We start from the raw sequence: 21460 nt of genomic DNA, 5'->3' as shown, positions 1-21460 counted from the left end.
CACACGGCGAAAACCCCGGCAAACCAGCGGTAGAGACCCCTTCGCGGGCCGCTACCGCTACCCCAACACGACCGAAAGGCAGTAACTCACAGTGGGCGTACATGACGTCTGGTACAAGACCAAGAAGGGCCCGAACGGCGAGCGCATCAAGACGGCCAAGTACGGCCGGGGCAAGCGCTGGCGGGTGACCTACACCGACGCTGCCGGGGAGCCCCGGGAGCAGATGTTCTCCCGCGAGGAGGACGCCAAGAACTTCGATGCCGCGTGCCGGACCGGTGCGGCCCCGGAAGTGCGGCTCGACCACGGTGAGCGCAACGTCACCTTCCCGTCCTATGCGGACAGGTGGCGCGAGGCTCGCAACATCACGTGGGGGCTGGAGACCCGGCAGCGCATCGAGCGGGACGTCCGTCTGCACCTCAAGCCCGCGTTCCCGGGCGTCGCCCGCTCGATCAGGCAGACCGACGTGCTGTTGTGGCTCACGCGGTGCCTGGCGGACGGGATCCCGCCGTCGAGCCTGCGGCTGTACTTCGAGCTGCTCGACGCGGTCCTCGCGGCGGCGGTCCGGGACAAGGCGATCGACGAGAACCCGTGCGACGGGATCAAGCTGTCCCAGGTGTTCCGGGGTTTGACCCGGGCGCCGAAGTGGGTGCCGAACGACCGGGAGGTGATGCGGCTGTTCGAGGTGGTTCCCGAGCGGTACCACATCGCGCTGCTGTTCGGTGCTGGCGCTGGTCTGCGGATCGGTGAGGCGCTCGGCCTGGAGGCCGGTCGGCGCTGTGTCGAGCCGGAGCACGAGGAGCTGCACGTGGTGCAACAGCTCGGCTACGAGCCGAGCGAGTACGAGGGCGGCTTCCACCTGCGGCTCCCGAAGGGAGTGCGGACCTTCGACCCGGCCACCTGCACAGTCGATCTCGATCCGATGCTGGTCGGAGCGCTGGCCTGGCACCGCCGGGAGTACCCGCCGGTCGAGGTGGAGATGCTCGATCTCACGTCGGGCCGACCGGTCCGGCGGCGGGTACCGCTGCTGGTCACCACGACGTTCGGGAACCCGTTCACCGATCGCACCTGGTCGGGAGAGTGGGTGAAGTGGCGGCGGGCGGCCGGCTGGCCGGAGGACCGCAAGCACAGCGGTTTTCATGCGCTGCGGCACTACTTCGCGACCAAGCTGATCGCCGAGCGTGTCGACCCGAAGGACGTCCAGCGGGCGCTACGGCACGCGTCGTTGCAGCTCACGCTGGAGGTCTATGTGCACTTCTGGCCGCGTGCCGAGCGGCGGCGGGGGATTGTCGGCGAGGCGCTCAGGCCGGTCGCGGCCGGCCGCTGGTGATGGGCCCATCTGGGCCGAGAACTGGGCCCGACGATCTTGATTTTACGTTTGGCCTGGTCACAGGCTTAAAAAGTGGAGCCCAGGGGACTTGAACCCCTAACCCCCGCCTTGCAAAGGCGGTGCTCTGCCAGTTGAGCTAGGGCCCCCAGAAACCAAGCAGGCCAGAGCTATCGCAGGTCGGGCGCAGTGGTCGCCTCGTGCCACAGCGCGCGCTCGTCGCTGGATGCCTTGACCTTCTTGACCACGAGAGCAGCGACACCCACGATGCCAGCCACAATCAGGAGCTTCTTCAACACGTCAGGTCCCCCAAGCTCGCGCGAGTTGACCACCCACCACCGCGACCCACCACCGCGACCAAAAGTCCTGCCGCAACCACCGTTTCGCGGGGTTTCCGGGGGCTCGGCCCCCGGAATAAATATGACGAGTGGCCTGCGCCAACGCTTTTTGTTGGCACAGGCCTCCGCCACTCGTGGGGCTAGCTGGAATCGAACCAGCGACCTCAGAGTTATCAGCTCTGCGCTCTAACCGACTGAGCTATAGCCCCGCGCGATTGCGACACCGAAGGTTACCGCACCGGGTCGCGGGCCACCAAAACGGGGTGGCCCGCGCCGGCTCCAGGGTCAGTCGCGTTCGGCGAGCGTCAGTTCGACGCCGCCGACGAGGTCGGCGCAGACGTTGTAGATGAACGCGCCGAGGGTGGCCAGGGCCGTGAACAGGACGACGTTGACCGCGCCGATGAGCATCGAGGTGCCGATGACGCCCCACGCGGTGATCCGGAGGCCGCCGCTGGACGACGCGTCGGCGCCGCCGCTGGCGCTCACCAGTTCCTTGAGGCTGTTGTTGACCTCACTCCAGACACCCATGGCGTCGAGGGCGAGGTAGAGCACCGAGGTCGCGACGACCACGACGATGAACAGCACGACGGAGACGGCGAACGAGAACTTCATCACGGACCAGGGGTCGATCCGCTTGAGGTTCAGCCGGGCGCGCCGGGGGCCGCGGGCGGCCGCGCCGGCGACCGTGGACCGCGCCGAGCGGGCCGCCTCGGTGACCCGGGCCGCGCCGACGGCCGCGGCCCCACCGGCGGCGGCCGGGCCGCTGGCGCTGCCGCCGCCCGGGCGCTGCTGGGGCTTGGCGCCGCCGGTCACGTTGCCAGGCTGGTTCGTGGCCGCGCCGACCGGCCGCTGCGGGGCGGCCGGCGGGGGCGTGACGGTCGGCCGGGACGGCGCGGCGCCCTTGCCCTTGGTCACGATCGGCACCGTCGCCGAGCCCTTGGCCACGCCCTGGCCCCCGGGGCGTTTCGCGTCGGACGAACCGTCGCTGTCGGCGGGCGGCTCACCCGGCGGCGGGGCCATGCCCGGCGCCCGGGTGAACTTCGGCGGGGACGGGGCATCGGCGGGGTTCGCGGCACGAGCCGCACCATCGCGCCCCGCCGCGGCGGCGTCCTTCTTGGCCGCCTCGTCCGGAGTCGCTGAGGCCCCCGCGGCCCCCGACTTCGCCTGTGTCTCCGGCATCAACTAGTCCTGTTCGTCAGGCTCGTCGGCATTGCGAGCAAGCGCCACGATGGTTACACCTTCTGGGAGGTCCATCAGCTTGACCCCCATTGTGTTCCGATCCCGCGTGCGCCGTACAGGCTTCACGGGAGTCCGGATGACACCACCATTGCTGGTGATGGCAAATAGTTCATCCTCGGGACTGATCACGAGCGCGCCCACCAGGCCACCGCGACGTTCGGTGATTTTCGCGGTGAGCACCCCCTTGCCGCCCCTGCCCTGTACCGGATACTCCTCGATCGGCGTCCGCTTTGCATACCCACCGTCGGTGGCGACCAACACATCCATGCCCTCGCGAACCACTTCCATGGCGAGGAGCTCGTCGTTGTCGCCGAAGCGCATGCCGATCACACCCGACGTGGCCCGGCCCATCGGCCGCAGCGCCTCGTCGGTGGCGTTGAAGCGGATGGCCTGGGCGTGCTTGGAGACGAGCAGAAGATCGTTCTCCGATGCCGCCAGCGCCGCGCCCACCAACTCGTCATCCTCCCGAAGGTTGATGGCGATGATGCCACCGCTCCGGTTGGAGTCAAATTCTTCGAGCCGGGTCTTCTTCACGAGACCATTCTTAGTGGCGAGCACAAGGTAGGGCGCGACCTGGTAATTCGGGATCTGGATCACCTGCGCGATGTGCTCGTCGGGCTGGAAGGCGAGCAGGTTGGCTACGTGCTGTCCCTTCGCCACGCGGGCGGCCTCGGGCAGTTCGTACGCCTTCGCCCGATACACCCGGCCCTTGTTCGTGAAGAACAGGATCCAGTCGTGGGTCGAGATGACGAAGAAGTGCGACACGATGTCGTCCTGCCGCAGTGTGGCGCCGCTCACACCCTTGCCGCCGCGCTTCTGCGACCGGTACATATCGACCTTCGTACGCTTCGCGTAACCGGTCCGTGTGATCGTTACCACAACATCCTCGCGCGCGATGAGGTCCTCCATGGAGACCTCGCCGTCGAACGGGATGATCTGCGTCAGCCGGTCGTCGCCGTACTTCTGCACGATCTCCCGGAGCTCCTCGGCGACGATTGCCCGCTGCCGCTCCGGCTTGGCGAGGATGTCCTTGAGGTCGGCGATCTCGACCTCGATCTTCGCGAGCTCGTCGATGATCCGCTGGCGCTCGAGGGCGGCCAGACGGCGCAGCTGCATGTCGAGGATGGCGCCGGCCTGCACCTCGTCGATGTCGAGCAGTTGGATCAGGCCGGTCCGCGCGTCCTCCACCGTCGGCGAGCGCCGGATCAGGGCGATCACCTCGTCCAGCATGTCGAGCGCCTTGACCAGACCGCGCAGGATGTGCGCGCGCTCCTCGGCCTTGCGCAGGCGGAATGCGGTGCGCCTGCGGATGACCTCGATCTGGTGATCGACGTAGTACCGGATGAACTGGGCCAGGTTCAGCGTGCGCGGCACGCCGTCCACCAGCGCCAGCATGTTCGCGCCGAACGTCTCCTGCAGCTGGGTGTGCTTGTACAGGTTGTTCAACACGACCTTGGCGACCGCGTCGCGCTTCAAGACGATGATCAACCGCATGCCCGTACGGCCGGAGGACTCGTCCTTGATGTCGGCGATGCCGGTGAGCTTGCCCTCCTTGACCAGCTCGGCCACCCGCTCCGCGAGGTTGTCCGGGTTGACCTGGTACGGCAGCTCGGTGACGACCAGGCAGGGCCGGCCGCGCGGGTCCTCCTCGACCTCGACCACGGCGCGCATCCGGATCGAGCCACGGCCCGTGCGGTACGCGTCCTGGATCGCCTGCTGACCGACGATCAGGCCCTTGGTCGGGAAGTCCGGACCCTTGACCAGCCCGAGAACCGCCTCGAGGGTCTCCGCCTCGTCCGCCTCCGGGTTGTCCAGCGCCCACTGCACGGCCGCCGCGATCTCACGCAGGTTGTGCGGCGGGATCTTCGTGGCCATCCCGACCGCGATGCCCTCGGAGCCGTTGACCAGCAGGTTGGGAAAGCGCGCCGGCAGGATCGTCGGCTCGTGCGTACGCCCGTCGTAGTTGTCCTGCATATCGACGGTGTCCTCGTCGATGTCCCGCAGCATCTCCATAGCCAGCGGCGACAACTTCGACTCGGTGTTGTGACTGACGAAGCCGTTCGTGATGAAGGCGTGGTCGTCGGTGTCCACCCGGATACTGAAAACCGGCTGAACCCCAGCCGACGTGACGCTCGTCACCTCGGCGTAGTAGAAGCGTCCGTCGACGAGCGGCTCGACGACGTCGAGGACACCCAGCTCGGTGATGCGCGCGGCGATCTCGGCGCCGTCGCGTTCCCACCGCTCGACGCGGTCGACGTTGTGCTTGACCAGCCAGTCACGCTCGGTCCACCGGCTCGCGCCGTGCGTCCGGATGAACTCTCCGACGAACGGCACGTGGTCGCTGGAGAGGGCGCTGCTGGCGGCCGGGACCGCACCCAGCTCGGACTCCAGCTTCGCCTGCTTGCGGCCGAGGAAGCCGACGTGAGCCGCGAAGATCCGGGCGTCCCGGCGGTTGGTCACGACGACCTTGATCTCGCCGTTCTCGTAGCGGCACAGACGGCTGACGACGCCGAACTCGAGAAGCAACTGCTGCACCTCGCGGGCCAGGCGGTCGCTGCGCGTCGAGTACGAGATCTGGATGGTGTGGCGCGGCAGCAGCGACGAGGACCCGTCGCCCTCGAAGAGCGCCTGGAGGAAGGCCCGCTTGACTGCGGGTGCCGCGCCCCAGACGAATGCGGGGACGAACTTCTGCGCGCTGCGCGCACCGATGAGTTCGCCGATCAGGCTGCTGCGCAGGTGCGTGGTGTCCTGGACGTCGAACTCGTGGATCTCACTGCCGGAGGCGATCGTCCGCCGGCTGACGTAACGCCGGCCGCCGACGGCGATGTCGTACGCGCTGAGCACCCGCGCGAAGAAGGCGCCGTCGACGTTGTTGAAGCCGGCGCGGTTACCCGATGCCCAGCCCTCGCTCACGAACGCGCCGGCCAGGACGGCGGCCTCGAGGTGGTCGAGGGGCGGTGCGCCGATCTCGTCGGGCACCACGCGCTGCATCACGACGCGGTCGCCCGGCTGGATCTCGTCGAGGAGCTTCCACAGCAGCGTCGGGACGCCGGCCACGCTCACCAGGCAGAGCACCGGGTGGTTGTGAGTGCCGGTCAGCTCGTAGCCCTCGCGGGTGCGCAGCTTGAGCGTCGGGTGCTCGCCGGAGTGGAAGAACTTGCTCGCCCGGACCAGGTCGCCGTTGCGGTCGTAGACCTTCAGGTCGATGTCGGTCTCGGAATCGGGGGCCGCATCGGGCACGATCTCGCCGATCGGCATGGTGCCGAAAGGAGTTCTGACCAGGGCGTCGGCAGTCAGACAGTAGCGCATGGCGGCCGGCGGATCGTTGCCCGGCGAGCCGAAGTTGCCGTTGCCGTCGATCAAGGGGTAGCGCAGCGACCAGGGCTGACCCATGCGGACCAGGGCGTCGTAGATCGACGAGTCGCCGTGGGGGTGGTAGTTGCCCATCACGTCGCCGACGACGCGGGCGCACTTCACGTAGCCGCGGTCCGGGCGGAAGCCGGAGTCGTACATCGCGTAGAGGATCTTGCGGTGTACGGGCTTGAGACCGTCCCGGACGTCGGGCAGCGCCCGGCCCACGATCACGCTCATCGCGTAGTCGAGGTACGAGCGCTGCATCTCGACCTCGAGGCCGACCGGCTCGACTCGCTGGGTCACGCCACCGCCGGTCTCCTCGGGGGATTCGTCGCCGGCGGGGGGTTCGGGAGTGTCAGTCACTGTTAACCCTTACTCAAGGTGAAACCAGACAAGTACGGCTAAAGCACGCATCTCGCTGTGGATAACGTTGTGGAAACCGGGCAGGCGCTGTGGATATCCCCATCCTCAGATGTCGAGGAATCGCACGTCCTTGGCGTTGCGCTGGATGAACGAGCGGCGTGCCTCGACGTCCTCACCCATCAAGACGCTGAAGAGCTCGTCCGCCGTTGCAGCGTCATCGAGAGTCACCTGACGCAGGGTCCGGGTCGCCGGGTCCATCGTCGTGTCCCACAGCTCGTGGAAGTTCATCTCGCCGAGACCCTTGAACCGCTGGATGTCGTCCGGCTTGGCGTTCGGCTTCTTCTGCTGGCGCAGCGCGATCAGGCCGTCCCGCTCCCGGTCGGAGTAGGCGTACTGGGCGTCGTCGCCCCGCTTGTTCCACTTGATCTTGTATAGCGGCGGCGCCGCCAGGTAGACGTGGCCCTGCTCGACCAGCGGGCGCATGAAGCGGAACAGCAGCGTGAGCAGCAGCGTCTGGATGTGCTGGCCGTCGACGTCGGCGTCGGCCATCAGCACGATCTTGTGGTACCGCAGCTTGGCGATGTCGAAGTCGTCGTGGATGCCGGTGCCCAGCGCGGTGATCAGCGACTGGACCTCGTTGTTCTTCAGCACCCGGTCGATCCGGGCCTTCTCCACGTTCAGGATCTTGCCGCGGATCGGCAGGATGGCCTGGATCTGGCTGTTGCGGCCCTGCTTGGCGGAGCCGCCGGCCGAGTCGCCCTCGACGATGAACAGCTCGCTGACCCGCGGGTCGGTGGACTGGCAGTCGGCCAGCTTGCCGGGCATCGAGCCGGACTCCAGCAGCGACTTGCGCCGGGCGAGCTTGCGGGCCTGCTGGGCGGCGATCCGCGCCCGGGCGGCCTGGGACGCCTTGGTGATGATGGTCTTGGCGTCGGCGGGGTTGCGGTCGAACCAGTCGGCCAGCTGCTCGTTGGTGACCCGCTGCACGAAGCTCTTCATGTCGGTGTTGCCGAGCTTCGTCTTGGTCTGGCCCTCGAACTGCGGGTTCTGCAGCTTCACCGAGATGATCGCGGCGAGCCCCTCGCGGATGTCCTCGCCGGAGAGCTTCTCGTCGCTCTTGAGGAACTTCTTCTCGGCGCCGTAGCGGTTGACGATGCCGGTCAGCGCGGCGCGGAAGCCCTCCTCGTGGGTGCCGCCCTCGTGCGTGTTGATCGAGTTGGCGAAGGTGTAGACCGACTCGCCGTACGACTCGTTCCACTGCATCGCGATCTCGACCGCCATGCCCTCCTCCTTCGACTCCGTGCCGAAGTCGATGACGGTCTTGTGGATCGGGTTCTTGGTCATGTTCAGGTGGCGGACGAAGTCCGAGATGCCGTCCTCGTACATGAACGTGACGTGGCGGTGGTTGCCCTCCTCGTCGACCGAGCGCTGGTCGGTGAAGTTGATCGTCAGCGCCTTGTTGAGGAACGCGTACTCCTGCAGCCGGCGGTAGATGGTCTGGAAGTCGTAGTCGGTGGTCTCGAAGATCGTCGGGTCCGCCCAGAACTGCACGGTCGAGCCGCTCGTCGTGGTGGGCTCGCCCTTCTGCAGGGGGCCGGGCTTGGAGGCGGTGTAGTCCTGCCGCCAGACGAAGCCGTCCTTGTGGATTTCCACGTGCATGCGCGTGGAGAGCGCGTTCACGACCGAAACGCCGACGCCGTGCAGACCGCCGGAGACCTTGTACGCCGTGCCCTCGAACTTGCCGCCGGCGTGCAGGATCGTCAGCGCGACCTCGACGCCCGGCTTCTTCAGCTTCGGGTGCAGGTCGACCGGGAAACCGCGGCCGTTGTCGGTGACCGAGACGCCACCGTCGGCCATCAGCACCACGTCGACGGTGTCGCAGTAGCCGGCCATGGCCTCGTCCACGGCGTTGTCCACAACCTCCCAGACCAGGTGGTGGAGGCCGCGCTCACCGGTGGAACCGATGTACATGCCGGGACGCTTGCGGACTGCCTCGAGGCCTTCGAGCACGGTGATCTGACCTGCACCGTACTCCTGCTCTTTCTCTGCCACCCTCGGCCACTTTCTCGTGCCGAGCCCCTGGTGAAGGGCCCCGCAACGGGGTCGGCGGGCCGCCTCGGGCGCCGGTGGGCATGACGGGCCACAGGCAGAAGCCGCGGGGAGGAGCGGACCACCGGTGAAACCCGTACGCGCCGGTCGCCGCGGCTGGCCCGCGGATCGTGATCGGCTGGAAAAACCGCGTAGCGTGACGACCGTCAACACGGCGTCACCACTCAGCAAAGCTTTCCCGGTCACTATCGATTCTACCTCGCCGAGGCGCGTTCATGAGGGTGCGGCACCCCGTGGGGTGGCCTCAGATCGCCGTAGCGCGATCGGGGCCGCCACCTACGTCTCCCCCTACACGGAAGAGCCGCTTCGCGCAATGACAAGTCGTCCGGCTGTCGATCGTCACCGCGCGCCTGCCGGGCCGAGCGGCCACGCGCTGCGACACTGCCTCACAACACCGGCCCGTCGTGTCGTAACCTCGCCCCGCGCGGACGGTGTGCGAACGGGACTCACATCGCGAAGTTGCTTCGGTTTTCCGCCGCGGGCAAGCTCAGCGTGGCAGGTCGAGGAGGGGTGGCCCCCAACATGGCGCATGACAAGGGGCTGGAGAACGTCGCGGTGCACTGGCCGCGGACCAACCAGTATTACGACCCGGTGGCTCCCGCCGAGTTCGTGGACTTCGGGGCGATCGCGGACGCGCCCGAGATCGCCGCACCCACCGGCGCGCTGGCCTTGCACATCGCGAAGACCGGCACGGTGCGCGCCACCGCGTACACCGAGCTGGTCGACCTGCTGCTGGGCCTGGACGGCGTGCTCTACGCGACCGACGCGGCCGCCGAGGACGAGGACCCGGTGATCGACCCGGACGGCTGCGCGTGGATCGCCGGTGGGCTGGAGCGGTTCGTCGAGGGCCACGAGAAGCACGGCGATCTGGTCACCTTCGACACGGTGGCCGAGGTGATGCGGGCCGCGGTCACCCAGGGCCGCCTCGCCGACCAGCAGCTGCGCTGGCTGGACAACCGGCTGTCGGCCCTGCGCGACGACGCGGGGAACGCGCCGCACTGGACGTTCGCGCGCTCCGAGCTCGCGATCCTGGCCGGTTTCTACCGTCGCTGCGCGGAGCGGGGCTTCGCCGTTTTCGCCGATTACTGAACAAATTCGCAATCCCCTGCGAAGGCCGCGGCGGCGCTACTCTCCGTTTCCGATCAGCCGTACGTGTCCCGCGGGCCCCGGCCCTGCACCCGGCGCGGCCCGCGGCTCCACGACGGCGCCGCCGGGCCGTGGATGTTCAGCTTGGTCACCACGTTGTGGCCGACCTCGGTCGCGATGCTGCGCAGCAGGGTGGCGGCGAGCATGCGCAGCTGGGTCGCCCAGGCCGTGGACTCGGCCTCGACCGTCAGCACGCCGCCGTCGAGCTTGACCGGGCGGCTGTGCTTGGCGATCTCCGGGCCGACCACCCGCTCCCAGGCGCCGAAGACGGTCGCCTCGGCCTTCGGCTTCTCCCAGCCCCGGGCCTTCATCAGCCGGCCCAGCACGTCGCCGAACAGCTGCGGGTCGCGCGGGTCGGGACCCGGGCCGGAATAGCCGCGCGGCCGCTTGCCGGTGCTCCCGCCCTCGCCGCCGCGCCGCCGCGGGTTGGCCTGGGCGGCCCGGCGTCTGGCGAGCGCGGCGTCGAGCACGGCCCGCGCGAGCTCCGGCCCGGCGGCGGCATCCGCGGCCCCGGCCGCCCCGGCCGCGGCCTCCGGCACGCCCTCAGCGCCCCGCTGCGGTCCGGAATCCCCCGAGCCCTGATCCACTCCTGGCCCGGCGCCCGACTTCGGCGCAGCGGGCCGCTCCGGCCCTTCGCCGCCCGGCCGGGAGTGGTACCACTCGCCGGCGGGCGGGGGATCGAACCGGTCGCTCGGTGGCGGCGGGTCGTACTGCCTGTCGGTGGGCGGGGTGTCGTACCAGGAGTCGCCCCCGGTCAGGTGCGGGTCGGCCGGGGAGAAGTCACCCTTGGGGAAGAAGCGCTCGGCTGTGTGGTCGTAGCGGCGGTCGTCAGTCATGGGTCACCGAACCGAGGGTCACGTCGAAGCGGGCGCCCCGCAGGGCCGGTGGCACATCCTCCGGGACCGCGCAGGTCACCAGCAGCTGGCCGGCATCGGAGACCAGGGCGGCGAGGCGGTCCCGGCGGCCGGCGTCCAGCTCGGCGAACACGTCGTCGAGGACCAGGACCGGTTCGATGCCGTCGGAGCGCAACAGATCGTACGCCGCCAGACGCAGCGCCAGCGCGAACGACCAGGACTCGCCGTGGCTGGCGTAACCCTTCGCGGGCAGGTCGCCCAGGGCCAGGGTGAGGTCGTCGCGGTGCGGGCCGACCAGGGTGACGCCGCGCTCGATCTCGGCGGCGCGCCGCTCCTGAAGGGCGTCGAGCAGCAGTTGTTCGAGGGCGGGCCGATCGGGCACCAGCGAGTCGCCGAGGCCCGACGCATACCCGATCGCGGCGGCGGCCCGGCCGGCGGCGACCGCGTCGTAGGCCTTGGTCAGATGCGGGCCGAGGGCGGCGACCAGCTCGAGGCGGCCGGCCAGCAGCTCGGCGCCGTGGTGGGCGAGGTGCTGGTCCCACACCATCAGCGTGGAGAGGTCCTGCCCGCGGGTGCCGCCGACCTTGCGGGTCAGGTACGCCGTCCGGAGCAGGGCGTTGCGCTGCTTGATCACCCGGTCGTAGTCGGACCGGACGCCAGCGAACCGGGGCTGCCGGGCGACGAGCAGGTCGTCGAGATAGCGGCGGCGGGCGGCCGGGTCGCCGCGGACCAGCTCGAGGTCTTCCGGGGCGAACAGCACCATCCGCAACGCGCCGAGCACCTCGCGGGGGCGGCGCACCGGGGAGCGATTGAGCCGGGCGCGGTTGGCCTTGCCGGGCACGATCTCCAGCTCGACCAGCAGCTCGCGTCCATCGTGGACGATCGCGCACCGGACGACGGCGGAGGCGGCACCGGCCCGCACGAGCGGGGCGTCGGTGGCGACCCGGTGACTGTCCAGTGTGGCCACGTAGCCGAGCGCCTCGACGAGGTTGGTCTTGCCCATGCCGTTCTGCCCGACCAGCACGGACACGCCCGGGTCGAGGTCGACCGCCACCCGCTCGTACGAACGGAAGTCGGTCAGCTCGACCCGGCGGACGTACATCCCGTAACTATCCCTGATCAGCCGACGACGGCGTGGCCACCGAACTGCTGGCGCAGGGCGGCGACGGCCTTCATGGCCGGGGAGTCGACCTGGCGCGACTCGAACCGGGTGAACAGCGAGGCGGCGATCACGTGGGCGGGCACGGCGAGGCGCACGGCCTCGTCGACCGTCCAGCGACCCTCACCGGTGTCCTCGGCGTAGCCCTTGAGCTTGACCAGGTCGGGGTCGCCGTCAAGGGCGCGGTCGAGCAGGTCGAGCAGCCACGACTTGACGACGCTGCCCTCGCGCCAGCTCTTGATCGCGCCGGGGACGTTGTCCACGTACTCGGAGGCCTCGAGCAGCTCCCAGCCCTCGGCGAGGGCCTGCATCATGCCGTACTCGATGCCGTTGTGGACCATCTTGGTGTAGTGGCCGGCGCCGACCGGGCCGGCGTGAACGAAGCCGTACGGGCCGGCCGGCTTGAGCGCCTCGAAGATCGGCATGGCCTTGGCCACGTCTTCCTCGCTGCCGCCGACCATCAGGGCATAGCCGTTCTGGTTGCCCCAGATGCCGCCGGAGACGCCGCAGTCCATGTAGCCGATGCCCTTGGCGCCGAGCCGCTCGGCGCGCGGCTTGTCGTCGGTGAACTTGGAGTTGCCGCCGTCGATGATCAGATCGCCCGCGGACAGCAACTCGCCCAGCTGGTCGATCGTGCTCTCGGTGATCTCGCCGGCCGGAACCATGGTCCATACCACCCGCGGAGCGGCGAGCTTCTCGACCAGTTCGGAGAGCGAGGCGACGTCCCGCTTGTCCGGGCTGTGGTCGAATCCGACCACTTCATGCCCGGCTTTGCGGATGCGGTCGGCCATGTTGCCGCCCATCCGCCCGAGACCGATAAGGCCAAGCTGCATGGTGTTCCCCCTAGATGTGCGGTTCTTCCTCGCTCAGTATCAGCGCGTTACCCGGATCGGCATGATCAGATAGCGGTAACCCGGCACGATTTCGCCGTTTTCGCCTGCGGGGGAGATCACAGCCGGCTTGAACGCGTCGACGAACGACAGGACCGCGGTGGGAGCGCCCAGGTTCTGCAGGCCGTCGATCAGGTACTGCGGGTTGAAGCCGATCGTGAGTGCCTCGCCGGTGAACGTCGCCTCCATTGCCTCGCTGGCCCGTGCCTCCTCCGTCGCACCGGCCTCGACGACCAACCCGTCCTCGCTGAAGCTCAGCAGCACCGGGGTGGTCCGCTCGGCGACCAATGCCACCCGGCGCACCACCTCGACCAGAGCGGCCACGCCGACCCGGGCCTCAGCATTGTGGCTCGCGGGGAACAGCGAGCGCACCGGCGGATAATTCGCGCCGTCGAGCAGGCGGCTGGTGGTACGCCGGGTGCCACCGGCGAAACCGATCATGCCTTCGCCCGCGTTGCCCTGGGCCAGCGCGAGCGTCACCGAGCCGCCGAGCGGGCCGAGGGTCTTGGCCGTGTCGTTCAGCGTCTTCGCCGGGACCAGTGCGTTGAGGCTGATCTCGGGGTCGTCCGGGCTCCACTCCATCTCGCGCATGGCCAGCCTGTACCGGTCGGTCGCGAGCATGGCCATCGACGAGCCGTTCAGCTCGATGCGGACGCCGGTCATCATCGGCAGCGTCTCGTCGCGACCCGCGGCGATGGCCACCTGGGCGACCGCGGCGGCGAACGCGGCCGCGTCGACGGTGCCGGCGCTGGACGGCATCTCCGGCAGGGTCGGGTAATCCTCCACCGGCATCGTCGGCAGTGTGAACCGGGCGCTGCCGCAGACCAGTTCGAGATGCGCGCCGACCGCGGCGATGTCCACCGGCTTGTTCGGCAACGCCTTGGTGATCTCGGCGAGCAGGCGGCCGGAGACCAGGGCGGCCCCGTCGGCGTCGGCCTGCACCTCGACGCTCACCTGGCTGGAGACCTCGTAGTCGAAACCGGAGACGTGCAGCCGGCCGTCGGTGACTCGCAGCATGACGCCGGCGAGCACCGGCACCGACGGCCGGCTCGGCAGGCTTTTCGCCGTCCAGGCCACGGCGTCGGCGAGTGCGTCTCGCTCCACCCGGAACTTCATGCTGTCCTCCGCGTCGCTTCCTCAGGTCGGGGGCGTGGGAACCCCCACGAACTTTATTGCGCCGGGCAAGCCCGCGCGTGCCCGGGCCGGTCGGTGCTTGTCGGTGCGAGGAGGCGGGAGCCGTGGGCGGCTCCATCCACACCTTCCCCAACGCCGTTGATTGCTTTTTGTTGTCTTAGAAAAATCTCTAGTCGTCTTCATCGGGGCTGTGCAAAGTGTGGAGAACTCAAGTTGGTGCAGGTCAACGGCTTATCCACCGGTGATTCACAGGTGGACAACCAGGGTACAAACCCCGGTCTGCGTCCACAGTCCTTGACCGGACTGCGGTTGTCCACCGTTGTCCACCGGCTATCCACCGGATATCCACCGGGTTTGTCCCCCGGCCTGTGCATAGCGTCGGGACGCTACCGCCTCGTCGTCCCCAGAACCTTCAACAGGAAATCCACACTCTTCCACAGGCGGTGGACAGAGATGTCACGGAGAGTGTCTGTCCACATCGATTTCCCCAGGGCTTGTCCACATCTGTGGGCTTGGCGCCCGAGAGTTGTCCACCGCTGGGGATAAAGGCCTGTGAACGCCTGTGAATTAGTGTGGATAACGTTGGCACGGAACAGTTGCGTTCTGACGTTGACAACGTCCGCTGAGCGTGAGTTGGGACCGTTCGAGCGACGGCGGACGATCGGCCGGAGTTATACACAGGCTGTGGGAAAAGGTATGGATAACGGGCAAATGACACACTTTCGGGTGTACGCCGCTGTGGATGACCGAGGGGTGGGCCCGTGCGGTTGTGGACACGGGAGCGGCAGCTCAGCCCGGATGCGCCCGGCAAAGGCTGTGAATGCAGCCAGCCGGGGTTGCACAGGCGGGGGCGGACGCCGTGCGGTTGGGGACGGCGTCTACGCGTACGGCTGAATGGTCTTAGGTGTTCTGCTTGATGCGGTTGGTCAGCTCGGCGATCTGGTTGTACAGCGAGCGGCGCTCGGCCATGTGCTGACGGATCTTGCGGTCGGCGTGCATCACCGTGGTGTGGTCGCGGCCGCCGAAGGCCTGGCCGATGCGCGGCAGCGACAGGTCGGTGAGCTCGCGGCAGAGGTACATCGCGACCTGGCGGGCGTTGACCAGGACCCGGCTGCGGGAATGGCCGCGCAGGTCCTCGAGGCTCACGCCGAAGTAGTCCGCGGTCGACACCATGATCTGGTCGGCGGTGATCTCGGGGCCGGCGCCGTCCGGCATGAAATCGCGCAGGACCTCTTCGGCCAGGGAGAGCTGGACGGCCGAGCGGGTGAGGCTGGCGAACGCGGTCACCCGGATGAGGGCGCCCTCGAGCTCGCGGATCGAGTTGGAGACCCGCGACGCGATGAACTCCAGCACGTCGTCGGGCGCATACATCCGCTCCTGGGCGGCCTTCTTCTGGAGGATCGCGATACGCGTCTCCAGGTCGGGCGGCTGGATGTCGGCGAGCAGGCCCCACTCGAACCGGGTGCGCATGCGGTCTTCCAGCGTGGCCAGCTGGCGCGGCGAGCGGTCCGAGCTGATCACGATCTGCTTGTTGGCGTTGTGCAGCGTGTTGAAGGTGTGGAAGAACTCTTCCTGGGTGCGCTCGCGGTTCTCCAGGAACTGGATGTCGTCGATCAGCAGGATGTCGACGTCGCGGTAGCGCCGCTGGAACGCCTGGGTCTTGTCGTCCCGGAGGCTGTTGATGAAGTCGTTGGTGAACTCCTCGGTCGACACGTAACGCACCGCGCGCGCGTGCCCGAGGGTGGTGGCGTAATGGCCGATCGCGTGCAGCAGGTGGGTCTTGCCCAGCCCGGAACTGCCATAGATGAACAGCGGGTTGTACGCCTTCGCGGGGGACTCGGCGACGGCGACGGCGGCGGCGTGCGCGAAGCGGTTGGACGAGCCGATGACGAACGTCTCGAACATGTACTTCGGGTTGAGCCGGTTGCCGTCGTTGGTGCCGCGCGGGTTGCTCGACGGGCGGATGTCCATCGGGGCGCGGCCGGGGCCGTTGTCGCCGCGGGTGGGCAGCGCGTCCTCGATCAGGGTCGGCCGGTCGTCCGGGCGGCGCTGGTTGTCGCGCAGCTGGGCCGGGTCGGCGGCCATCCGGTGCGGGGGTGCCTCGTTCGGCTCGGGCGGCGGCTCGGGGGCGCGGCTCATCGGGCTGATCTGGGCCGGCGGCATCTGCGGCGGCGGCTGTAGCGTCGCCGGGGCGGCCGGCTCGGCGAACAGGGCTTCCTGCCCACCCCGGGCCGCGGGAACGTTGCGGTAGGAGGGCCGGCTTTCCGGGTACGCGTCGCGCGCGTACGCAGGGACCTCCGGCTGCCGCATCGGCTCCGGCATGGGCTCGGCGTAGTGCCGGGGCTGCGGCTCCTCGGCGACGGTCGACTCGACCGGGGTGCCGTAGACGGTGCCGGGCAGGCCGGTGCCGTCCTCCGGGGGTTTCACGGTGACGGCGACCTGGATCGGCCGGTTGAGCCGCCGGCTGAGCGCCTCGGTGATCGCCGGGCGCAGCCGAGACTCGATCACGTCACGGGTGAAGGCATCCGGCACGGCCAGCAGCGCGGTGTCCTCGACGATGGCGCGCAGCTTGGTCAGCTGCAGGTAGGCGCGCTGCTGAGGAGACGAGATCTCGTCGGCAAGCTCCTCCAGCGTCGCCTTCCACACATCCGCCAGGTCGACCTGATCGGCCACCGCCGCGCCACCCCCATCGCCACCGACCCCCGGTGGACCTTGTCCGGCTTACCGTCTCTGCCTCGCCGTCGCCCAGCACCACATTTAACGTGCTGAACACGCTTGGCGCCACCGGTTGTCCACAGGTTATCCACAACCTGTGCACTTGCCGATGGTGGCTCCCCGGCCGGACGGTCGGCAGACTTACCGGAGCCTGAAACGGCGCGGTTTCGACAGGCTCACCGTGCCGAACGATTCACCTGCTTGTCCGGTTTTGGTCCGGTGCGTCGTGGTATGCACAGAGCAGTGATGACCAGCAAACGGGCACGCTAACAGCGAGGTCGCCGAAGCTACAACTGTCCCACCGGTCGACAAGCACGGAAGAGCGCGAAAAGATTCACTACCCGCGCAGAAAGACCTGTGACCCGCCTACGTTATAGTTGACCTGCATCGCTGCCCTGCGTAGGGTCGAGCGGTTGCTCCGCCGCGTTCTGATAAAGTGGCGTCTTGCAGCCTGATGCCCCTGGACGTTGTCCTCCGACGTTGCCCCCGCAGACGTCGTATTGAAGACGGAGTTTTGACGTGAGCAAGCGCACCTACCAGCCGAACAACCGCCGGCGTGCCAAGACCCACGGCTTCCGGCTGCGGATGCGCACCCGTGCCGGCCGTGCCATCCTCGCCGGCCGCCGTTCCAAGGGCCGCGCCAAGCTGTCGGCCTGAGCCGACCGCTTGCGGGCCGGAATGCCCAGGTAGTCGTGCTGGCCGCGGCGCAGCGCATGCGGCGTAGCGCCGACTTCGCCGCCACGATTCGTGGTGGCCGGCGAGCCGGCCGGGGCACGATGGTCGTTCATCTGCTTCTCGACGAGCCGGCGCCTGCCTCCACGGCACGCGCCGGCTTCGTCGTGTCCAAGGCCGTGGGCAACGCCGTGGTGCGCAACAAGGTCCGCCGCCGGCTCCGTCACCTGGTCAGGCCGCTGCTCGGCGACCTGCCGGACGGGTCGTCGCTGGTGGTCAGGGCCCTGCCGGCGGCCGCGTCAGCTTCGTTCGCCGGGCTGGCTGCTGATCTTGAAGCGGCCCTGGCGGCGGCCCGGCGACCCCGGCGGCAGCGATGAGGGTGGTCGCCCGGATGCTGATCGCGATGGTCGTCGCGTACCGTCGTTATGTGAGCCCGGTGCTGCCGGCCCGCTGTCGGTTCTACCCATCGTGCAGCGCGTACTCCCTGGAGGCGTTGCAGAAACACGGTGCGATCCGAGGGACGGGACTGACGATCTGGCGGCTCCTGCGCTGCCACCCCTTCCACCCTGGCGGGTACGACCCGGTGCCTGACTCGATCCGTCACCGCCCTGCCGATGTGACTGGAGCCTGAATTGAGCCTCGACTGGATCTACTACGCCATTTCGTGGATCCTCCTGCGCTGGCACGCCTTGTGGAGCGCCATCGGGTTGGACGGCAAGTTCCTCGGGACCAACTGGTCCTGGGTGCTCGCGATCGTCTTCCTGGTGGTTACGGTCCGGGTCATCCTCTTCCCGGTCTTCGTCAAGCAGATCAAGAGCCAGCGGGCCATGCAGGCGCTGCAGCCGAAGGTCAAGGCCCTCCAGGAGAAGCACAAGGGTGACCGCGAGACGCTCCAGAAAGAGATGATGGAGCTCTACAAGACGGAGAAGGCGAACCCGCTCATGGGCTGCCTTCCGATGTTCTTGCAGATCCCGGTCTTCCTCGGCCTGTTCCACACGCTGCGCCGGCTCAACCCGCACAACCAGCTGACCACGCTGTACGGGTGGACCGCCCAGCAGTTCTCCGACGCCACCCACGCCACGCTGTTCACCGCGCCGCTGGCCTCGAAGTTCGGCTCGACCGCGGTCGAGGTCCAGGAGCTGGGCGCCAACAGCACGACGGTGAAGGTCGTCGCCGGCATCCTGGTCCTGGTCATGATGGCCACCACGTACGCGACCAGCCGGCAGATGATCCTCAAGACCGGCTGGGCGGAGGACCCGCAGCAGAAGATGATCCAGCGCCTGATGCTCTACGGCATCCCGCTGTCGCTGCTCGTCTCCGGCTCGCTGTTCCCGATCGGTGTGATCATCTACTGGGTCACGAACAACGGCTTCACGCTGGCGCAGCAGCAGTGGGTGCTCCGCAAGTTCCCGCCGCCGCAGATGGCCGGCAAGAAGAGTGCCGCTTCGTCGGCCAAGCCGGCCGCCAGCACCCCGGCCAAGAAGTCCGGCGACGCGCCGAAGAACCCGGTGCAGCCCGGCCGCACCGGTGGGCTGTTCGGCCGCAACAAGGCCCAGGCCGAGCCGGAGACCCCGGTCGCCGACACCTCGAAGAAGCTGGCCCCGCGGCCCGGTGTCAAACCGGTGAATCCGAAGAAGGGCGCCCGACCGGCGAGCAAACCCAAGGGATGATCGCGGCTCGGGCGTCGTACGACGCCCGAGCGCTCCCCTTGCACAACGACCTGCCCGCGGGTGCCGCCGCGGGGAACCTTTGAGTACGGAGATGAGACCGTGACCGACACCAGCACGCCCGACTCCACGGTCTCCGCCGCGACGTCGACCGAGGCTCCGGCCCCGGACGAGACGGCCGAGGAGACCAAGAAGTCGGAGACTGTCACCTCCGAGAGTGACCTGTTCCGGCAGAGTGAGATAGCCGCCGACTACGTCGAGGGTCTGCTGGACATCCTCGACTACGACGGCGACATCGACGAACTCGTGTCGGCCGGGCGCCCGATGGTCGAGGTGGTCGGCGGCCGGCTGCAGCCGCTCGTCGGCCAGCGCGGCGCCACGCTGGAGGCGCTGCAGGAACTCACCCGACTGGCGATCTTCCGCGCCACCGGGTCGCCGAGCCGGCTGCTGCTGGACATCGGCGGGTACCGCGCGGCGCGCCGTAAGGAACTGGCCGCGGTGGCCCGCAACGCCGTGGAGAAGGTGAAGGAGCACGGCGACCCGGTGCGCCTGGAGCCGATGTCGGCGTTCGAGCGCAAGTGCGTGCACGACGTGGTCAACGCGATCCCGGGCGTGCAGAGCGAGTCGGAGGGCGTGGAGCCCAACCGGCGGATCGTGGTGCGGGCGGCGGACTGAGGATGGGTGAGCCGCGCTTCGGCGCGGGTGAGAGCGGCCCGGGCGAGTCGTCGTCCGGGCCGTCGTCTTTCCCGGGCCGGTCTTCTGGTGGGCGGGGGCCTCGGCGGCCTATCGCGTTTCCTGGTCGGTCGTCGGCTGTGCCGTTGGGTCGGCCTTCTGGGCCGGTTGATGCTTCTGGGCCGGTTGATGCTACGGGGCCGGTTGATGCTACGGGGCCGGTTGGTGCTTCGGGACCGGTTGGTGGGGAGCCTCCGGCCGACATCGCGGCGGTGGCTGCGCGGGTCTTCGGGGAGCGGCTGGAGTTGGCTGTCTCGTACGCGCGGCTGCTGATCACCGAGGGAGTGGTGCGCGGATTGATCGGGCCGCGGGAGGCGCCGCGGATCTGGGAGCGGCACCTGGTGAATTGTGCCGTTATGTCCGAGATCATCCATATCGGCGCTTCGGTGGTTGACGTGGGGTCTGGAGCCGGTTTGCCCGGTATCGTGCTGGCAGTGGCCCGGCCGGATCTCAGCATCACCCTGGTCGAGCCGCTGGCACGACGAACCGCATTCCTGTCGGAGGCGGTGACCGCCCTCGGCCTCGAGTCGACCGTCACGGTCGTCCGGGGTCGCGCCGAGGACGTCGTCGACGGGCCCCCCGCCGGCGCCGACGTCGTCACGGCTCGGGCCGTCGCTCCGCTCGACCGGCTGGCCGGGTGGTGCCTGCCGCTTGCTCGTACGGGTGGGCGGCTGCTCGCGCTCAAGGGCAGCTCGGCCGCCGAGGAGGTCGATGCGCACCGGGACGTGATCGCCTCGCTCGGCGGTGGTGCACCGGTGATCCGGCTCTGCGGGGCCGGGATCATCGACCCGCCGACGACGGTGGTGGAGATCGTCAAGGAGCGGGACGTCGTGCCGCAGGGGCCGAAGCCGTCGGGGAAGGCGGCGGCTCGGGGGCGCGGCGGTGCGGGCGGTAGGGCCGGCGGGCGCGACTCCGGGCGAGGGAGATCGCGGAGGGGATAGATGGCCAAGCGGGGCGTCCGGAAACGAAACGTCAAGAACCGACGTCCCGACAAGGCCAGGGTGGTTCCGCCCGATGGAGTCGCGGCGGCCCCTGGTGCTGGTGTCCCGGCCGTCCCGGCGCAGGGCGGGTCGGCCGCCATTGCTGTGGACAATGCCGAGGCTGTGGACAGCCGGGCTCACCGTAGTTCCCCGGTCGAGAGAGTGGAGCTCCTGGATCCGGAGCAGGCCGGGGTCGGCGGGCTTGCGGGCGGGGAGGCTTCATTGCGTACGGCGGAAAAGGTCGCCAAGAGTGAGTCGCGGCACCCTGCGGGCCGCGTCGGTGAAGCTACGGGGTTTTTGGGGTCGTTTGACGGGGAATCGTGGTCGGGAGGACCGGGTGCCACGGCGGCGGCATTGAGGCTGGTGCCGGGCGTGATGGTCTTTGCGGCGGCCGAGGTGGATGATCTGTCTACGTTGCACTCGCCTCAACAGGCGGACGGCCGTGGCGAGGCTCGCCCGACGGCCGTAGGCTGGCCGGGCGTCGATAGTGTGGACCGGTCTTCTTCCTCCGGAACGCACGTGTCGCCTACCGACCCGTTCCTCACCAACAGGGATAAAACGGTGCATGAGTTCGGTGTTTCACGTGAAACCGAGTCGCCTCTCGGCCCGATAGGGTCCTCGGGAATCGGCGTCGGCGGCCCCATTGGCGCGTACACCCTGGATCAGGGCGTGCCATCGCCTCGCGCGGGCAGCGGCTACGCGCCGCGCGCGGCCTCCGGGCAGGTCTACGGGACGCCGACGCCGCCACCCGGGCCCGAGGAGCCGCGCCTTCCCGCGCCGCGCT

At 68.8% G+C, this 21460-nt stretch carries 17 protein-coding genes and 2 tRNA genes; 8 read left to right on the top strand and 11 right to left on the bottom strand.

Annotated features, from left to right (window positions below; translation table 11 throughout):
• Positions 1 to 91: 91 nt before the first annotated feature.
• Positions 92 to 1327: a tyrosine-type recombinase/integrase gene (locus IH26_RS0136705; RefSeq protein WP_030440878.1), complete on the top strand. Its 1236-nt coding sequence runs from the start codon at positions 92 to 94 to the stop codon at positions 1325 to 1327.
• A 73-nt stretch (positions 1328 to 1400) separates the two neighbouring features.
• Here IH26_RS0136705 and IH26_RS0136700 read toward each other — a convergent pair.
• From IH26_RS0136700 to gyrB, 6 genes are all read right to left on the bottom strand, one after another.
• Positions 1401 to 1473: transfer RNA gene (locus IH26_RS0136700), tRNA-Ala, on the bottom strand.
• Between the two features lie 21 nt (positions 1474 to 1494).
• Entirely contained in the window at positions 1495 to 1623 is a 129-nt protein-coding gene (locus tag IH26_RS62370) for a DLW-39 family protein (RefSeq protein WP_211268820.1), read from the bottom strand.
• A gap of 174 nt (positions 1624 to 1797) precedes the next feature.
• Positions 1798 to 1871, bottom strand: a tRNA-Ile gene (locus IH26_RS0136690).
• Between the two features lie 76 nt (positions 1872 to 1947).
• Positions 1948 to 2841 (bottom strand): DUF3566 domain-containing protein, encoded by an 894-nt coding sequence (locus tag IH26_RS0136685; protein ID WP_030440877.1) that lies wholly within the window; start codon positions 2839 to 2841, stop codon positions 1948 to 1950.
• A gap of 3 nt (positions 2842 to 2844) precedes the next feature.
• Positions 2845 to 6618 (bottom strand): intein-containing DNA gyrase subunit A, encoded by a 3774-nt coding sequence (gene gyrA, locus IH26_RS0136680; RefSeq protein ID WP_030440876.1) that lies wholly within the window; start codon positions 6616 to 6618, stop codon positions 2845 to 2847.
• 105 nt (positions 6619 to 6723) lie between these two features.
• The gene (gene gyrB, locus IH26_RS0136675) at positions 6724 to 8670 is read right to left on the bottom strand and encodes a DNA topoisomerase (ATP-hydrolyzing) subunit B (RefSeq protein WP_030440875.1); all 1947 of its coding nucleotides are present in this window, start codon (positions 8668 to 8670) and stop codon (positions 6724 to 6726) included.
• A 579-nt stretch (positions 8671 to 9249) separates the two neighbouring features.
• Here gyrB and IH26_RS0136670 point away from each other — a divergent pair.
• Positions 9250 to 9816 (top strand): hypothetical protein, encoded by a 567-nt coding sequence (locus IH26_RS0136670; RefSeq protein ID WP_030440874.1) that lies wholly within the window; start codon positions 9250 to 9252, stop codon positions 9814 to 9816.
• Between the two features lie 53 nt (positions 9817 to 9869).
• Here the strand turns inward: IH26_RS0136670 and IH26_RS0136665 are convergent, their stop codons facing one another.
• From IH26_RS0136665 to dnaA, 5 genes are all read right to left on the bottom strand, one after another.
• On the bottom strand, positions 9870 to 10412 hold the full coding sequence (locus IH26_RS0136665) for a DciA family protein (protein ID WP_030440873.1): 543 nt from the start codon (positions 10410 to 10412) through the stop codon (positions 9870 to 9872).
• 289 nt (positions 10413 to 10701) lie between these two features.
• Positions 10702 to 11829, bottom strand: a complete 1128-nt coding sequence (gene recF / locus IH26_RS0136660) for a DNA replication/repair protein RecF (protein ID WP_030440872.1) — start codon at positions 11827 to 11829, stop codon at positions 10702 to 10704.
• Between the two features lie 17 nt (positions 11830 to 11846).
• The gene (gnd, locus tag IH26_RS0136655) at positions 11847 to 12719 is read right to left on the bottom strand and encodes a phosphogluconate dehydrogenase (NAD(+)-dependent, decarboxylating) (protein ID WP_030440871.1); all 873 of its coding nucleotides are present in this window, start codon (positions 12717 to 12719) and stop codon (positions 11847 to 11849) included.
• Between the two features lie 39 nt (positions 12720 to 12758).
• Complete coding sequence (dnaN, locus tag IH26_RS0136650) at positions 12759 to 13892, bottom strand: DNA polymerase III subunit beta (RefSeq protein WP_030440870.1); 1134 nt, start codon at positions 13890 to 13892, stop codon at positions 12759 to 12761.
• Between the two features lie 918 nt (positions 13893 to 14810).
• Positions 14811 to 16583 (bottom strand): chromosomal replication initiator protein DnaA, encoded by a 1773-nt coding sequence (dnaA, locus tag IH26_RS0136645; protein ID WP_030440869.1) that lies wholly within the window; start codon positions 16581 to 16583, stop codon positions 14811 to 14813.
• 561 nt (positions 16584 to 17144) lie between these two features.
• Here dnaA and rpmH point away from each other — a divergent pair.
• The 6 genes from rpmH to rsmG all read left to right on the top strand — a co-directional run bounded on the left by rpmH (position 17145) and on the right by rsmG (position 20637).
• A complete protein-coding gene (rpmH, locus tag IH26_RS0136640; protein ID WP_030440868.1) occupies positions 17145 to 17282 on the top strand; it encodes a 50S ribosomal protein L34 in 138 nt (45 codons plus the stop codon).
• A 35-nt stretch (positions 17283 to 17317) separates the two neighbouring features.
• A complete protein-coding gene (gene rnpA / locus IH26_RS0136635) occupies positions 17318 to 17674 on the top strand; it encodes a ribonuclease P protein component (protein ID WP_030440867.1) in 357 nt (118 codons plus the stop codon).
• Complete coding sequence (gene yidD / locus IH26_RS0136630) at positions 17671 to 17928, top strand: membrane protein insertion efficiency factor YidD (RefSeq protein ID WP_030440866.1); 258 nt, start codon at positions 17671 to 17673, stop codon at positions 17926 to 17928. Before rnpA ends, yidD begins: the two co-directional genes overlap by 4 nt.
• 1 nt (position 17929) lies before the next feature.
• Positions 17930 to 18967, top strand: coding sequence for a membrane protein insertase YidC (gene yidC, locus IH26_RS0136625; protein ID WP_030440865.1), 1038 nt, complete (start codon positions 17930 to 17932; stop codon positions 18965 to 18967).
• Positions 18968 to 19066: 99 nt separating this feature from the next.
• On the top strand, positions 19067 to 19639 hold the full coding sequence (locus tag IH26_RS0136620; protein WP_030440864.1) for a Jag family protein: 573 nt from the start codon (positions 19067 to 19069) through the stop codon (positions 19637 to 19639).
• Positions 19640 to 19899: 260 nt separating this feature from the next.
• Positions 19900 to 20637, top strand: a complete 738-nt coding sequence (rsmG, locus tag IH26_RS0136615) for a 16S rRNA (guanine(527)-N(7))-methyltransferase RsmG (protein ID WP_051809191.1) — start codon at positions 19900 to 19902, stop codon at positions 20635 to 20637.
• The last annotated feature ends 823 nt before the right edge of the window (positions 20638 to 21460 follow it).

The organism is Actinoplanes subtropicus, assembly GCF_000721705.1.
Lineage (GTDB): Bacteria > Actinomycetota > Actinomycetes > Mycobacteriales > Micromonosporaceae > Actinoplanes > Actinoplanes subtropicus.
This window is presented reverse-complemented; position numbering and strand designations above follow the sequence as displayed.

What these genes read in the sequence shown, in the direction of transcription:
- IH26_RS0136685 (WP_030440877.1), bottom strand. Translation starts at nt 2,841, where the DNA reads ATGCCGGAGACACAGGCGAAGTCGGGGGCCGCGGGGGCCTCAGCGACT.
- IH26_RS0136670 (WP_030440874.1), top strand. Translation starts at nt 9,250, where the DNA reads ATGGCGCATGACAAGGGGCTGGAGAACGTCGCGGTGCACTGGCCGCGG.
- recF (WP_030440872.1), bottom strand. Translation starts at nt 11,829, where the DNA reads ATGTACGTCCGCCGGGTCGAGCTGACCGACTTCCGTTCGTACGAGCGG.
- gnd (WP_030440871.1), bottom strand. Translation starts at nt 12,719, where the DNA reads ATGCAGCTTGGCCTTATCGGTCTCGGGCGGATGGGCGGCAACATGGCC.
- dnaN (WP_030440870.1), bottom strand. Translation starts at nt 13,892, where the DNA reads ATGAAGTTCCGGGTGGAGCGAGACGCACTCGCCGACGCCGTGGCCTGG.
- yidD (WP_030440866.1), top strand. Translation starts at nt 17,671, where the DNA reads ATGAGGGTGGTCGCCCGGATGCTGATCGCGATGGTCGTCGCGTACCGT.